This is a genomic window from Streptomyces sp. BE303 (genome assembly GCF_036290945.1).
Taxonomy (GTDB): domain Bacteria; phylum Actinomycetota; class Actinomycetes; order Streptomycetales; family Streptomycetaceae; genus Kitasatospora.
Window position 1 is genome coordinate 1 of sequence record NZ_JAQYWZ010000670.1, and the last position, 472, is coordinate 472.

1 protein-coding gene is annotated in these 472 nt (G+C 72.5%); it reads right to left on the minus strand.

All coding sequences use genetic code 11. The features are described from left to right. On the minus strand, nucleotides 1-472 hold a 472-nt coding region (locus tag PUR56_RS43465; protein WP_329949431.1), incomplete at both ends, for a KR domain-containing protein.

Below are 472 nucleotides of genomic sequence, written 5' to 3' on the forward strand. Positions count from 1 at the left end.
CACCGCTTCCGCGTCCGCCACGTCACAGGCCACCGCCCGCACCTTCGCCGAAGCGAGCTCCTCGACGAGTCCGGCATCCCCACCGGAGCGGGACAGCAACAGCAGGTCACGGACACCGTGCGTCTCGACCAGATGCCGGGCGACCAGCCGCCCCAGGGTGCCGGTCGCACCGGTCACCACCACCGTGCCGTCCCCGAACTCCACCGGCGCGGACACGGAACCCGACAGGCGCACCAGACGCGGCGCAGTGACCACGCCCTCGCGAACGACGGCCTGCGGCAGCGGATAGAACACGTCCTCGGCCGCGTCCACCAGATGGAGCCGGTCCGGATGCTCGGCCTGCGCCGACCGCACCAGACCCCACAACGCGGCGCCATCGGCGTCGGTGATCTCCGCGCCTTCCGCACCGAACGTCCGCACCACCAGGCGCGATTCGGACCACGCCGCGTCGGCCAGCCACGACTGGAGCAGC